The 14522-nt window shown below is 53.1% G+C and carries 15 protein-coding genes and 1 riboswitch; of the genes, 6 read left to right on the top strand and 9 right to left on the bottom strand.

The genetic code is table 11. The features are described from left to right. Nucleotides 1-207: 207 nt before the first annotated feature. From thiH to rsd, 7 genes are all read right to left on the bottom strand, one after another. Nucleotides 208-1338, bottom strand: a complete 1131-nt coding sequence (thiH, locus tag NC856_RS16910) for a 2-iminoacetate synthase ThiH (protein ID WP_264091618.1) — start codon at nucleotides 1336-1338, stop codon at nucleotides 208-210. Then, a complete protein-coding gene (locus tag NC856_RS16905; protein ID WP_264091617.1) occupies nucleotides 1335-2120 on the bottom strand; it encodes a thiazole synthase in 786 nt (261 codons plus the stop codon). Before NC856_RS16905 ends, thiH begins: the two co-directional genes overlap by 4 nt. A 1-nt stretch (nucleotide 2121) precedes the next feature. Further along, nucleotides 2122-2322 carry a sulfur carrier protein ThiS gene (thiS, locus tag NC856_RS16900; RefSeq protein ID WP_264091616.1) on the bottom strand — a complete coding sequence of 67 codons (201 nt, stop codon included), beginning with the start codon at nucleotides 2320-2322 and terminating at the stop codon, nucleotides 2122-2124. Then, complete coding sequence (locus NC856_RS16895) at nucleotides 2319-3098, bottom strand: HesA/MoeB/ThiF family protein (RefSeq protein WP_264091615.1); 780 nt, start codon at nucleotides 3096-3098, stop codon at nucleotides 2319-2321. The genes thiS and NC856_RS16895 overlap by 4 nt, the downstream gene beginning before the upstream one ends. A 1-nt stretch (nucleotide 3099) precedes the next feature. After that, a complete protein-coding gene (thiE, locus tag NC856_RS16890) occupies nucleotides 3100-3750 on the bottom strand; it encodes a thiamine phosphate synthase (protein WP_264091614.1) in 651 nt (216 codons plus the stop codon). Continuing rightward, complete coding sequence (gene thiC, locus NC856_RS16885) at nucleotides 3747-5696, bottom strand: phosphomethylpyrimidine synthase ThiC (RefSeq protein ID WP_318841742.1); 1950 nt, start codon at nucleotides 5694-5696, stop codon at nucleotides 3747-3749. Before thiC ends, thiE begins: the two co-directional genes overlap by 4 nt. Before the next feature lie 105 nt (nucleotides 5697-5801). Beyond that, nucleotides 5802-5940: riboswitch (TPP riboswitch) on the bottom strand. Nucleotides 5941-6081: 141 nt separating this feature from the next. After that, nucleotides 6082-6543: a sigma D regulator gene (gene rsd / locus NC856_RS16880; protein WP_264091613.1), complete on the bottom strand. Its 462-nt coding sequence runs from the start codon at nucleotides 6541-6543 to the stop codon at nucleotides 6082-6084. A gap of 108 nt (nucleotides 6544-6651) precedes the next feature. Between rsd and nudC the strand changes: the two genes are divergently transcribed. From nudC to NC856_RS16850, 6 genes are all read left to right on the top strand, one after another. Next, on the top strand, nucleotides 6652-7464 hold the full coding sequence (nudC, locus tag NC856_RS16875; protein ID WP_264091612.1) for an NAD(+) diphosphatase: 813 nt from the start codon (nucleotides 6652-6654) through the stop codon (nucleotides 7462-7464). Between the two features lie 36 nt (nucleotides 7465-7500). Next, nucleotides 7501-8565 carry a uroporphyrinogen decarboxylase gene (gene hemE, locus NC856_RS16870; protein WP_264091611.1) on the top strand — a complete coding sequence of 355 codons (1065 nt, stop codon included), beginning with the start codon at nucleotides 7501-7503 and terminating at the stop codon, nucleotides 8563-8565. Between the two features lie 16 nt (nucleotides 8566-8581). Then, nucleotides 8582-9250, top strand: a complete 669-nt coding sequence (gene nfi / locus NC856_RS16865) for a deoxyribonuclease V (protein WP_264091610.1) — start codon at nucleotides 8582-8584, stop codon at nucleotides 9248-9250. A gap of 88 nt (nucleotides 9251-9338) precedes the next feature. After that, nucleotides 9339-9926 (top strand): YjaG family protein, encoded by a 588-nt coding sequence (locus NC856_RS16860; RefSeq protein WP_264091609.1) that lies wholly within the window; start codon nucleotides 9339-9341, stop codon nucleotides 9924-9926. Between the two features lie 189 nt (nucleotides 9927-10115). Next, a complete protein-coding gene (gene hupA / locus NC856_RS16855) occupies nucleotides 10116-10388 on the top strand; it encodes a nucleoid-associated protein HU-alpha (protein WP_109491429.1) in 273 nt (90 codons plus the stop codon). Between the two features lie 4 nt (nucleotides 10389-10392). Continuing rightward, nucleotides 10393-11094 (top strand): DUF1481 domain-containing protein, encoded by a 702-nt coding sequence (locus NC856_RS16850; protein WP_264091608.1) that lies wholly within the window; start codon nucleotides 10393-10395, stop codon nucleotides 11092-11094. Nucleotides 11095-11160: 66 nt separating this feature from the next. Here the strand turns inward: NC856_RS16850 and purD are convergent, their stop codons facing one another. Then, complete coding sequence (gene purD / locus NC856_RS16845) at nucleotides 11161-12447, bottom strand: phosphoribosylamine--glycine ligase (protein WP_264091607.1); 1287 nt, start codon at nucleotides 12445-12447, stop codon at nucleotides 11161-11163. 17 nt (nucleotides 12448-12464) lie between these two features. Beyond that, entirely contained in the window at nucleotides 12465-14054 is a 1590-nt protein-coding gene (gene purH, locus NC856_RS16840; protein ID WP_264091606.1) for a bifunctional phosphoribosylaminoimidazolecarboxamide formyltransferase/IMP cyclohydrolase, read from the bottom strand. Nucleotides 14055-14522 lie beyond the last annotated feature (468 nt).

Genomic DNA, 14522 nt, shown 5'->3' with positions numbered 1-14522 from the left:
TACCGGTAAGGATATAAAACCGGTATCGACTTGATTGAGAAGCAGAACCATCTTGATAGCGATGGTTCTGGTCGGCAACGCTCGACAGCTAGCGGGCTGCGCCAACACGCCGCACTGTAATACCTGACGGTTCACCCGACGAGCGGCAATCATCTGTTCTGCGAGGAGGTATCCAGAGAGATACCTCCATCGTGGTATTTTCACCTTTTATTGCGAACGTCTTCCCAGATATCCATCCCAATCTTTCCAGACTGGCTGTAATCCTGCCCGGATAATTGCCTGCGCCACTTCCTCCGGGCGGCGATCATCATGCGGGATAAACTGCTCCAGTTCAGGATGATCATCCGCATAACCACCTGGCTGGGTTTTAGAGAAGGCGCTGACGTTATTGATTGCAATAGGAATGGCGTGATCGCGGAAAAAGGATGATTCGCGGGTCGAGAGAGATAGCTCAATATCCGGCGACAGCAGTCTGAAAGCACAAATAACCTGCATTAGCTGCGCTTCATCCATTATTGAGGCGGGTTCAATACCACCAGCGCAAGGACGCAAACGTGGGAATGAGATGGAATAGCGGCTCTGCCAGTAAGTTTGCTGCAAGTGCAGCAGATGTTCGGCCACCATATAGCAGTCCGTTCGCCAACTATCGGACAGACCGATTAGCGCCCCCAAGCCGATCTTGTCGATCCCCGCGCGTCCCAGGCGATCCGGTGTCGCGAGCCGCCAGTGAAAATCCTGTTTTTGACCTTTCAGGTGATGTAACTGATAGGTCGCCGGATGATAGGTTTCCTGATAAACCATCACGCCATCCAATCCCAGCGTTTTCAATTCGGCATACTCTTGCTGCGACAGCGGCTGGACTTCAATCATCAGTGAACTGAAGAGTGGGCGAATAAGTGGGAAAACGCGGCGAAAATAATCCATCCCCACCTTGCGCTGATGTTCACCAGTAACCAGTAGCAGATGATCGAATCCCATCTCCTTGATCGCGGCGCACTCGCGCAGGATCTCCGCTTCATCCAGCGTTTTCCGTTTGATGCGATTACTCATCGAAAAGCCGCAATAAGTGCAGTCATTCGAACACAGGTTGGAGAGATAGAGCGGTACGTAGAAGCTGACCGTGTTACCAAATCGTTGGCGGGTCAATTGCTGTGCGCGTTGCGCCAACGCTTCCAGATAACGACTGGCGGCGGGGGAAAGCAGCGCCATAAAGTCTTCGCGCGTCAGCCGCTGTGCGTCAAGCGCATGTTCAACATCGCGTGAGGTTTTGCTGTTGATGCGTAGCGTGAGATCGTCCCAGTCGAGTTGTTGCCAGATATGCTGAAAATCATGGTTCATGATTTTACCTCTTCTGTCTGCTGGCGCAGAAATCCGGTTAAAGGGCTGGTGGCGTTAGCAGCGAACTGTTTATCGCCCAGCCCGGCCTGGTAAGCCAGCGCCCCGGCTTCCACTGCCATTTTAAACGCTTTCGCCATACTGACCGGATCGCGGGCGATGGCAATGGCGGTATTGACCAATACCGCGTCCGCGCCCATTTCCAGCGCTTCGGCGGCATGACTAGGGGCGCCGATGCCGGCATCCACCACCACCGGGACACGGGCCTGTTCGATGATGATGCGCAGAAAATCACGGGTTTGCAGCCCCTGATTGGAGCCTATTGGCGCGCCCAGCGGCATCACGGCGGCACATCCTGCTTCTTCCAGCCGTTTACACAGCACCGGGTCGGCGCCGCAGTAGGGCAACACCACAAACCCCTCTTTGACCAACTGTTCAGCGGCTTTCAGGGTTTCGATCGGGTCGGGAAGCAGGTACTTCATATCCGGGTGGATTTCCAGCTTCACCCAATGGGTGCCCAACGCCTCACGAGCGAGCCGGGCTGCAAAGATGGCTTCATCAGCCGTTTTTGCCCCGGAGGTATTCGGCAACAGTTTGATGTCGAGTTGTCGTAGCGGTGCGAGAATGCCGTCATTTCCGCTTTTTAAATCAACGCGTTTCATTGCCATGGTCACCAACTGCGAACCCGACGCCTGTAACGCGGTCAGCATCAGGTCTGATGCGGCAAATTTTCCGGTGCCAGTGAGCAGCCGGGATGTGAACGTGGTATTGGCAATATGCAGCATGTCATCCTCCCGCGATTGCCTGAAAAAGCAAAATATCATCACCAGCCTGCACCTGATGCTGAGCCCAGGCGCTGCGCGGGATAATGGTTTGGTTGACGGCCAGCGCCGTACCTGGTTGTAGTCGGTTTATCTGCGTAAGGAGCGCTTCGATGGTTAGCGCCTCATCCAGTTCGATCATCTGGTCGTTCAGCGTAACGTTCATACTGGCTCCCCGCATATCGGACAATCAGGAACGCGGGTTAACTGAAGGGTATGCCAGTTTTGTTGTTTACCATCAAACAGTCGTAGTTTGCCGCTAAGCGGCGAGGGCAGACCAACCAGTAATTTGATCGCTTCCAGCGCTTGCAAAATACCCATGACGCCGACCACTGGGCCAAGCACGCCAGCAGTGCGGCAGTTTCGTTGCGCTTCGGCGGCATCGGGATACAGGCAGGCATAACAACCGTGTTGATAGGGTGGCGTCAGAACCAGTAGCTGTCCGCTGAAGCCAACGGCGCTACCGCTGATTAACGGTTTTCGGGCTTTGATGCAGGCGGCGTTAACAGCATGACGGGTTGCCATATTGTCGCTGCAATCCAGAACCAGATCGGCTTTGCCGATCGCGTCATGCAGCGGGGCGTCAGCCAATCTTTCCATCAGCGCGATACATTCCGTTTGAGGATTCAATGCCTGCAATTGTCGTTGTGCCAGAATCGCTTTGGGTTTATCGGTATCGCGGGTGCGATAAAGGATCTGTCTTTGCAGGTTACTGATATGCAGCTTGTCATGGTCTGCCAACAACAACGTGCCGACACCGGCGGCGGCCAGATACAAGGACGCCGGCGCGCCTAACCCGCCCAGCCCGACGAGCAAGACGCTGGCGGATTTGAGCTTTTCCTGCCCTTCGGGGCCAACCTCTTCCAGCAGCAGTTGGCGGCTGTAACGCAGGAATTCCTGATCGTTCAGCTTGTCGGGCTGGACCTTATGATCACCAGGCATCTTATCTCTCCCGTCCTTCGATCATGTTGAGTAGTGTCGCCGTCGCCTGACGCCAGTCCGACGCCTGGGTGATGGCGCTGACAACGGCTATGCTGCCGACGCCGGTCGCCAATACCGACGGGACGTTATCAATGCTGATGCCGCCAATGGCGACGGTGGGAAAGCTCCCTTGCAGACCGGCAACGTGCCGGGCCAGTTCGGTCAGTCCCAGCGGAGATGATGGCATGGCTTTGGTTTGGGTCGGGAAAATGTGTCCCAGTGCAATATAAGAAGGATTCACGGCGGCTGCGCGCGCCAGTTCGCGGTCATCATGAGTAGAAAGGCCGAGTCGCAACCCGGCCTGTTTGATGGCGATCAGGTCGGCAGCGTCCAAATCCGCCTGCCCCAGATGGACGCCATAGGCTTGATGCTGAATCGCCAGACGCCAATAGTCATTGATAAACAGCCGCGCCTGATAACGACGCCCTAACGCTATCGCCTGAATGACATCACGTTCAACTTGATCATCGGGCAGGTCTTTAATCCGTAATTGAATCGTTTTTACCCCGACGTCAAGTAAGCGTTCGATCCATGCCACGCTGTCCACCACTGGATAGAGGCCAAGCCGCTGCGCTGTCGGCGCAAACGGCGTGGTTGTCTGAGGAACGATCATTTGCTGTCCTCCGCTTGCAGGCTGGTGGCGCTGTGGTATAGCTCGCCGCCGCGGGAACGAAATTCCGCGGACATCTGCGCCATGCCGACTTCAATGGGTTTGGCTTCTGCTTCCTGCTTCGCGGCGTAGTCGCGTACTTCCTGCGAAATTTTCATTGAGCAGAATTTAGGGCCGCACATGGAGCAGAAGTGGGCGACTTTACCGGACTCTTGCGGCAGGGTTTCATCGTGATAGGCGCGGGCGGTTTCAGGATCCAGCGCCAGATTGAACTGATCTTCCCAGCGGAATTCGAAACGCGCTTTCGACATGGCGTTGTCACGGATTTGCGCGCCCGGATGTCCTTTGGCCAGATCAGCGGCATGAGCGGCGATTTTGTAGGTGATCAGCCCTTGTTTGACGTCTTCCTTGTTGGGTAAACCAAGGTGTTCTTTCGGGGTGACGTAACACAACATGGCGCAGCCAAACCAACCTATCATCGCCGCGCCGATACCAGAGGTAAAATGATCGTAACCCGGCGCGATATCGGTGGTCAGCGGCCCAAGCGTATAGAATGGCGCTTCGTGGCAGTGATCCAGTTCTTCGAGCATGTTGCGGCGGATCATCTGCATCGGCACATGGCCGGGGCCTTCGATCATCACCTGCACATCGTATTCCCAGGCGATTTTGGTCAGTTCGCCCAGCGTATGCAGTTCGGCGAATTGCGCCTCATCATTGGCATCCTGAATCGAACCGGGGCGCAAGCCGTCTCCCAGTGACAGCGCAACGTCATAAGCGGCGCAGATTTCACAAATTTCGCGGAAATGCTGGTACAGGAAACTCTCTGTATGATGCGACAGGCACCACTTCGCCATAATGGAGCCACCGCGCGACACAATACCGGTCAGGCGTTTGGCGGTCATCGGAACGTAGCGCAACAGCACGCCGGCATGAATGGTGAAGTAATCGACGCCCTGTTCCGCCTGTTCCAGCAATGTATCGCGGAACATTTCCCAGTTGAGGTTTTCCGCGACGCCATTTACTTTTTCCAGCGCCTGATAAATGGGAACGGTGCCAATTGGAACCGGGCTGTTGCGCAAGATCCACTCGCGGGTTTCGTGGATATAGCGGCCAGTAGAGAGATCCATCACGGTATCCGCGCCCCAGCGGGTCGACCACACCAGTTTTTCCACCTCTTCTTCAATGGAGGAGGTCACCGCGGAATTACCAATATTGGCATTCACCTTCACCAGAAAGTTACGGCCAATAATCATTGGTTCTGATTCAGGGTGGTTAATATTGGCGGGAATAATGGCGCGTCCGGCGGCGACTTCCTGGCGGACAAATTCCGGTGTGATGTTCTGCGGCAAATGCGCGCCAAAGCTTTGACCCGGATGCTGCTGACGCAGTACCTCGCCTCGAATTCGTTCGCGTCCCATGTTTTCACGGATCGCAATAAACTCCATTTCCGGCGTGATGATACCGTGCCGCGCGTAATGCAATTGGGTGACGCACTTTCCCGCTTTGGCGCGCCGCGGGCTCGGCAAGTGCTCGAAGCGCAGATGGTCCAGCCCGGCATCGGCGAGGCGCTGTTGGGTAAAATCGGAACTGACGCCAGCCAGCGTTTCGGTATCGTTGCGCTCGGCGATCCAGTTCGCTCTGATTTTTTCCAATCCAACCCGTACATCAGGCTGTGACGTCGGGTCGCCGTAAGGACCTGCCGTATCATAAACCGGAATAGGTTCGTTAGGTTCATATTGCGGCGTATCCTTGTCGCTGCCGACCAGAGTCGGACTCAGTTGGATTTCACGCATTGGCACCCGGATATCTTCGCGTGAACCGGTCAGATAGATACGTTGCGAATTGGGGAACACCATGCCTTGCAAGGTATCAATGAATTGCTGCGCGGCGGCGCGTTGCTCACGACGGCCAGTTTTAGACGGTTTTGATAAGAATGGTTCTGTAGACATAGCAAGTTCCTGTAAGACATAAGGAGAAAATGCTTGTCTGGAGCCGGAGGGAGTAATAATGAGTCGTGTGGATGGACGCGTACAAACGTTACCGATGGCTCAATGAGACAAATTACTCTTGTTCCCTTCGCAGGTATTAACCCGATCAGGTTCCGCGGATCCCGAATTAACGGTCTCAGCCTGTCGTTTGAAAGCTTCCCAACGGGAAGATATCACAACGTCCTAGGCACTCCGACAAGATTAGCCCGTCGCTTAAACGGACTGATAAAAACAGTAACACTTTATGACGATGACATAGCTATGTCAAAACGTGTTGAACGGATCAGAGATAAAACTCGCCTGTTTGATGCATTGTCATCTGATAGGTTCGTCAGCCAAAACAAGATTACTTATCGAAAATCAGGCGGATCATGGCGTCTTCTTGCGTAAAACGTTCAGCTAACGCCTCGCCCACGCAGGAGAGCGCCTGCTGAAATTCGAGGCAGTTATCATGATCGATTATGGCGGCTAAATGGTCGTCGTAGAATGCCATAATACGTTGTGTATTGTTTTGTAACGCGAACTCAAGCTGTGTCAGGCGGGCCAGTTTCTGTTTACTGAGATCCGCCGCTTCATGCAATATCTTCTCATAGACGTGAAAATGACCGCTGGAAAGATAATCCACCAGATTGTGACAAAAATGATTTAGCGCCTCTTCATCCAGACATGAGAGTGTCTCTTTATTGGGTTTGATGCCAACCAGATGATAGTACGCGACCAGCAGTTGCTTACGTGCTTGTAGCCACTGGTCGATTAACGCATTATTGCCGCCAACGTATTCAGTCAGGCTTTGTAACTGATTTAGCATTGTTGGACTCCGTTAACGGTAAGAAATAACTAATATGTAGTTTTAAAACTTATGTCATCACTCAAGATGTAAAATGCCAGTGAAGTGAGAGTGGAGCAATAAAAAGATATGGAACAGACGTTAAAAGGTGATGAGATTGGCTGGTGGGTGGTCAGCGATGCAGGTCAGATCTGGCTGCCTCAGGGCGAATTGCCGCAGGGAAGGGCATCGTCCTGGTCATTGCAAGGGGCGATCGGGCGCAAAATCGGTGAATGGCAAGGCCTGCCGGTGTGGTTGATTTGTCTGAGCAAAGAGAAAGCGATGACCTCCGTCCGTCAGCTTATCGATCAGGACGTGGGCTTATTCCAACTGGCGGGGCGCGGCGTGCAACTGGCTGAGTTTTACCGTTCCCACCGTTTCTGCGGTTACTGCGGTCATGAAATGGTCAGGAGCAAAACGGAACTGGCGTGCCTGTGTCACCACTGTAAGGAGCGGTATTATCCGCAGATTGCGCCCTGTATCATTGTGGCGATCCGCCGCGGCGACGAGATTCTGCTGGCACAGCATAATCGTCATCGCGGCAACATGTACACGGTACTGGCTGGTTTTGTCGAAGTCGGCGAAACGCTGGAGCAGACGGCGGCGCGCGAGGTGATGGAGGAAAGTCAGGTTAAAATCAAGAATCTACGTTACATCAGTTCTCAACCCTGGCCTTTTCCTCATTCGTTGATGATGGCATTCATGGCCGACTATGCGGGCGGCGAGATTAAGCACGATCCGAAAGAGCTACGTGATGCCGCCTGGTTCCGATATGATCGGTTACCGCTTTTACCGCCCCCTGGAACGGTGGCGCGTCGTCTTATCGAGGATACGGTCGTATTGTGCCGCGCCTGGCATGAGAGCGGTGACGAACATGTTACCATTCACCCGGATAATGAGTGACGACGAAAAGCACCATAATGCCTAAAGGAAAATGACATGACTGATCTGAAAAACGATCGCTATTTGCGGGCGTTATTGCGCCAGCCGGTTGACGTGACGCCCGTTTGGATGATGCGTCAGGCGGGGCGGTATCTGCCAGAGTACAAAGCAACCCGCGCGCAGGCCGGCGATTTTATGTCGCTGTGTAAAAATGCGGATCTGGCTTGTGAAGTCACGTTGCAACCCCTGCGGCGTTATCCGCTTGATGCGGCCATTTTGTTTTCAGATATCCTGACCATTCCCGATGCCATGGGGCTGGGGCTCTATTTTGAAGCGGGAGAAGGTCCCTGTTTTCAGTATCCGCTTACCCGGCACGCGGATGTCGTTAAATTGCCGATCCCCGACCCTGAGCAGGAACTGGGCTATGTGATGAATGCGGTACGCACCATTCGACATCATCTTGCGGGAACGGTGCCGCTGATTGGTTTTTCCGGTAGCCCCTGGACGCTGGCAACCTATATGGTTGAAGGCGGCAGCAGTAAAGCTTTTACCATCATTAAAAAAATGCTGTTCGCACAACCGCAAACATTGCATTTGCTGTTAGACAAGCTGGCCGACAGCGTCATCCTGTATCTCAATGCCCAAATTCGGGCGGGCGCGCAAGCCGTGATGGTTTTTGATACCTGGGGCGGCGTGTTGAGCGGTCGTGATTATCGCGAGTTTTCTCTGCATTACATGCACAAGATAGTCGATGGATTACAGCGTGAAAGCGAAGGCCGCCGCGTTCCGGTCACCCTGTTTACCAAAGGTGGCGGTCAATGGCTGGAAGCGATAGCGGAAACCGGGTGCGACGCGATCGGGCTGGACTGGACGAGCGAGATTGCCGATGCCCGGCGACGGGTAGGCGATAAGGTAGCGTTGCAAGGCAATATGGATCCGTCCATGTTGTACGCGTCTCCCGCCAGAATCGAACAGGAAGTGGCGACTATTCTGGCGGAATTCGGTAAGGGTAGCGGACATGTCTTCAATCTGGGACACGGTATCCATCAGGATGTGCCGCCGGAACATGCCGGCGCTTTCGTTGATGCGGTACACGCGTTATCCCGGCCTTATCATCAGTAACTCAGCAGGAGATACGGTGATTGATACCCAACAGTTAAAGGCCGAACAGTTGGCCCGAGCCTCAGAGGTTATTCGTCATGACGATATGCCGTTTGAGCAACCTGCGTTTATCGCCGGGGCCGATGTCGGGTTTGAGCAGGAAGGTGCGGTAACCCGCGCGGCTATTGCGATCATGCGATATCCGTCTCTGGAACTGGTGGAGTATAAAATTGCGCGTATCAGCACCACGATGCCGTATATCCCTGGTTTCCTCTCCTTTCGAGAGTGTCCGGGATTATTGGCGGTCTGGCACAGGCTGGAACAGAAGCCGGACTTGATGTTTGTCGATGGACACGGTATTTCGCATCCGCGTCGGCTGGGCGTCGCCAGCCATTTCGGGTTGTTGGTCGATGTGCCGACGATTGGCGTGGCGAAACGGCGGCTGTGCGGCCATTTTGATCCCTTGCCGACCGAGGTGGGCAGTCGGCAGCCGCTGGTGGATAAAGGCGAGCAGATCGGCTGGGTATGGCGTAGCAAAGCGCGCTGTAATCCGTTATTTGTGGCGACGGGACATCGAGTCGGGATGGACAGCGCGCTGCAATGGGTGCAACGTTGTACGCGCGGTTACCGTTTACCTGAACCGACGCGCTGGGCGGATGCGGTGGCATCCAACCGCCCCGCGTTTCAACGCTGGCAACGACAATAATCGTTAATGGAAACTTTAGGAATTCAGGCATAGGGTGTCATGGTAATTTCAGGTACACTGCCGCCCATAGCTGTTAATGAGTATAAAAATGTTACGTAATCCCATTCATTTGCGTTTGGAAAAGCTGGGAAGCTGGCAGCATGTCACGTTTATGGCATGTCTTTGCGAACGTATGTACCCCAATTATCACGAGTTCTGCCGTCAGACAGCATTCGGTGACGCAATGATTTACCGCCGTATTCTCGATCTCGTTTGGGAAACGCTGGTGGTTAAAGATGTAAAGATCAATTTTGATAGCCAGTTGGAAAAACTGGAAGAGGCAATTCCGGCGTCTGATGACTATGATATCTATGGCGTCTATCCGGCAATCGATGCTTGTATCGCGTTGGGTGAACTGGTTCACTCTCGGTTAAGCGGTGAAACGCTGGAACATGCCATTGCTATCAGTGAAGCGTCAATCCGTACTGTCGCCATGCTTGAAATGACGCAGGCGGGTAAAGAAATGACCGATGAAGAACTGAACGCATTGTCTGCCATTGAAGATGAATGGGACATCCAGTGGGAAATTTTCCGCCTGTTGGCAGCCTGCGAAGAGCGTGATATCGAATTGATTAAGGGGTTGCGCGCCGATCTGCGTGAGGCCGGAAGCAGTAATATTGGGGTAAATTTATCCTAAGAACGCAATAAAACGTGATTTAAGGCCTGAAATGGCGTGTCTTAAGGCTTCACATCCGCACCCTGTCTGGTCTACATTGGGGGGCGTAAAAAAAGTGGCTGTCGGTGCGTGTATGCAGGAGAGTGCTATTATTGCATATCCGTCGCACTCGATGCTTAGCAAGCGATAAACACACTGTAAGGAAAACTTATGAATAAGACTCAACTGATTGATGTAATTGCAGACAAAGCTGATCTGTCAAAAGCACAAGCGAAAGTGGCATTGGAGTCAACTCTGGCAGCAATTACCGAGTCTCTGAAAGAAGGTGATGCAGTACAATTAGTTGGTTTTGGTACATTTAAAGTCAACCATCGTAATGAGCGCACTGGCCGCAACCCACAAACTGGTAAAGAAATCAAAATTGCCGCCGCCAACGTGCCAGCATTTGTTGCAGGCAAAGCGCTGAAAGACGCAGTTAAGTAAGATCATGCCGGTTAAGCGTTTAAGCAGAGGGGCGGTGACGCCCCTTTTGCTTTTGTTACGTCCGCTATGGATTGGCGCGTTAATCTCCGTGATCGTCGCCTGTAGCAGTCATACCACGCCACCCTCGACCTTTGCCAGTGGCTATCTCGACGATCGCGGCGTTGTACGTCTCTGGCGTAAAGACGACGCTCAATACCGCACGACCACCCTGATGACGCTCTACAATCCGCTTCAGGGCGGGGACACTGTCATTACGCGTTATTCGTATCAGCAGGATAATATTCAGGAAATCCAGAAAACCCATCAGGGAACGCAGAAAGATGAAATTCGTATACGGTTTGCGCAAGATGGCACCGTGAGCTTTATGCAACGTCAGTTGGCCGAGCGGCGCGAACTGATCTCAGATGATGACATAGCACGATATCAGTTTGATGCGAAACGAATACTGGAACTCAGTGATGTCCTGCGGGCGGGAAACGTTATTCTGAGGCAAGGAAAATGGCAGGATGGACAGGTCTCCACCTGTGATGGCAAAAGCGTCCGACCCGATTTTGACAGCACGTCACGCGCATGGATTGCCGAGCGAAACCAACGCGCACAGGGGCCGTTAAATATCGCATGGCTGGAAGGTCCTGAAGGTGTTCAACTACTGCTGATGGCGGAAGAGAGCGTATGCCAGTGGGAGCCTGATGAAGCGAAGTCATGATGCCGCGTTTTTATCGCCCGGATTTGGGGTATGAAAACCCGGATGTCTCCGGGCTTGTCATTGTTATCAGGCTTGTTCTCGCTCAATGGCGCGATAACCAATATCTTTCCGACAAAAGCTGCCTTGCCATTGAATATTCGCCGCCAGTTCGTATGCGCGTTTTTGTGCCGCGGCAACGGTATCACCCAGTGCGGTGACACACAAAACACGTCCACCGTTAGTCACCACATCCTCGCCGTTTAACTTGGTGCCGGCATGGAAGACCTTTCCGTCTTCTACATCCTGTTGCGGCAGACCGGAAATGATGTCGCCGGTGTGGTAATCGCCAGGGTAGCCGCCTGCGGCCAGCACCACACCCAACGACGGACGATCATCCCAGAGCGAGTCTTTCTCATCCAGTTTGCCCGCACAGGCCGCCAGACACAATTCAATCAGATCTGACTGCATGCGCAGCATAATTGGCTGTGTTTCTGGATCGCCAAAGCGACAGTTAAATTCAATCACCTTGGGCTGACCGTCTGAGGAAATCATCAAACCGGCATAGAGGAAACCGGTATAGACGTTGCCTTCGGCTGCCATGCCATTGACCGTCGGCCAAATGACCTGTTCCATTACGCGCAGATGAACATCGTCGGTCACAACCGGGGCGGGAGAATAAGCGCCCATACCGCCGGTATTTGGACCGGTATCTTTGTCGCCCACCCGCTTGTGATCCTGACTGGTGGCCATCGGCAGTACATTTTTCCCGTCAACCATCACGATGAAACTGGCTTCCTCACCGTCCAGAAACTCTTCCACCACAATACGATGACCGGCATCGCCGAACGCGTTACCTGCCAGCATATCCTGAATCGCGGTTTCGGCTTCTTGCAGCGTCATCGCCACGATGACGCCTTTTCCCGCCGCCAAACCGTCCGCCTTGATCACGATAGGCGCGCTTTTGGTCCGCACATAGGCCAAAGCTGGCTCGACTTCGGTAAAGTTCTGATATTCAGCCGTCGGGATGCGATGACGGGCAAGAAAATCCTTGGTAAAGGCTTTTGAACCCTCTAATTGCGCTGCTGCTTGCGTTGGACCAAAAATCATCAGGCCGGCATCACGAAATGTATCGACGACGCCAATAACCAAAGGAGCCTCAGGACCCACAATGGTTAAACCAACGTCGTTTGCTTGCGCAAAAGCGAGCAAGGCTGGGATATCCGTCGCAGCAATATCGACATTAATCAATGATGGTTCCAGTGCAGTGCCGGCGTTGCCTGGCGCGACATAGATTTTATCTGCCAGCGGCGACTGTGCGGCTTTCCAGGCCAGCGCATGTTCGCGCCCGCCGTTGCCAATAATTAAAATGTTCATATCAGTTAGCTCCAGAATTAATGGCGGAAATGGCGCATATCGGTAAAGATCATGGCAATGCCGTGTTCGTTGGCGGCAGCAATCACTTCATCATCACGGATGGAGCCACCCGGTTGGATCACGCAGGTAATGCCGACCTCAGCCGCTGCATCAATGCCATCGCGGAACGGGAAGAAAGCATCGGATGCCATCGCGGAACCTTTGATTTCCAGACCTTCATCGCCCGCTTTGATAGCGGCGATTTTCGCAGAATAAACGCGGCTCATTTGGCCGGCGCCTATGCCGATGGTCATGTTGTCGCGGGCGTAGACAATGGCATTGGATTTTACGAACTTGGCGACTTTCCAGCAAAACAGCGCATCGCGTAATTCTTGTTCGCTAGGCTGACGTTCAGTCACCACGCGCAATTGAGAAGCGTCCACCATACCCAGATCGCGATCCTGTACCAGCAATCCGCCGTTCACCCGTTTGAAATCCAGACTAGGAATACGTTGCTGCCATTCACCACAGGTCAGAACGCGTACATTTTGCTTGGCGGCGGTGACTTTTAAAGCCGCTTCACTGGCTGAAGGGGCGATAATCACTTCCACAAACTGGCGGCTGATGATGGCTTGCGCGGTTTCTTCATCCAGTTCGCGGTTAAACGCGATGATGCCGCCGAATGCTGAGGTTGGATCGGTTTTGTAAGCGCGCTCATAAGCATCAAGGATTGAACTGCCTGTCGCGACGCCGCATGGATTGGCATGTTTCACAATCACACAGGCTGCGTCAGTAAATGCTTTCACACATTCCAGCGCGGCGTCGGTGTCGGCAATATTATTGTAAGACAACGCCTTGCCCTGTAATTGCTGAGAGGTTGCGACGGAGGCTTCAGTCACATTCTCTTCTATATAGAAAGCCGCCTGCTGATGGCTGTTTTCACCATAGCGCATGTCTTGCTTCTTGATGTAATTTAGGTTCAGCGTGCGCGGAAAACGGCCTGACGGTTTATCTGTCTCACCATGGTAGGCCGGAACCAATGCGCCGAAATAATTGGCGATCATGCTGTCGTAAGCTGCGGTATGTTCGAACGCTTTGATAGCTAGATCAAAACGGGTTTTATACGTCAGGGAGCCGTCGTTGGCGTCAATTTCATTAATGATGGTGTGGTAATCACTGCTCTTGACCACGATAGCCACATCTGTATGGTTCTTGGCGGCGGAACGAACCATGGTTGGGCCGCCGATATCGATATTTTCGACGGCATCTTCCAGCGTACAGTTTTCGCGGGCCACTGTCTGGGCGAAGGGATAAAGATTTACGACCACCATATCAATCGGTTTGATGTCGTGTTGCGTCATAATCGCATCATCCTGACCGCGACGTGCCAGAATGCCGCCGTGCACTTTCGGATGCAGCGTTTTAACTCGACCATCCATCATTTCGGGAAAACCGGTGTAATCAGAGACCTCTATTACCGGCAAATTCGCATCGGCTAGCAAACGCGCGGTGCCTCCGGTTGAAAGGAGCTCGACGCCACGCTGGGACAGCGCCTGGGCAAACTCGACAATACCTGCTTTGTCAGAAACGCTGAGCAGAGCGCGGCGGATAGGACGACGTTGTTGCATGATGATTTTATCCCTTGAATTTGGGTAGTCACTAAAGAACGTTACGTGAATATCGTCTTTTTCTACGCTTCTTCGCATATAGAGAGCGATTATTGCGAGATTAAAGAAAAAATTCAGTTAGCGTTCACAAAAAGATGGTGGTTTTTGGGCGGGAGAATTGTAGCGAAAACGTTTGCGTGATGCTCGTCTAATTTTAATCAGAATCCATGTTGTGGATAAGTCTGTGTAAAAGTGGGTATAAAGAAGGCTTTTGCTGTGGAATGCAGCAAACGGTAGGTTTTATGCAAAATACCTATTGCGGCTGGCGGATAAGTGCCTATAATGCGCCACCACTGACCCGGCGACAGCGGCTTACGCGGTTGCGGGGCGAGTGGGAAGTCAGGGAATAATTACTTGACTTCACAGCATAAATGAATAATATATGCGGCCCGCGCCACGGGATAATGTGGCACTGCTCTTTAACAATTC

Source organism: Brenneria izbisi (assembly GCF_025840185.1).
GTDB lineage: Bacteria > Pseudomonadota > Gammaproteobacteria > Enterobacterales > Enterobacteriaceae > Brenneria > Brenneria izbisi.
Note: the sequence above shows the minus strand (reverse complement) of the source record. Positions and strands in the feature narration are given on the sequence as shown.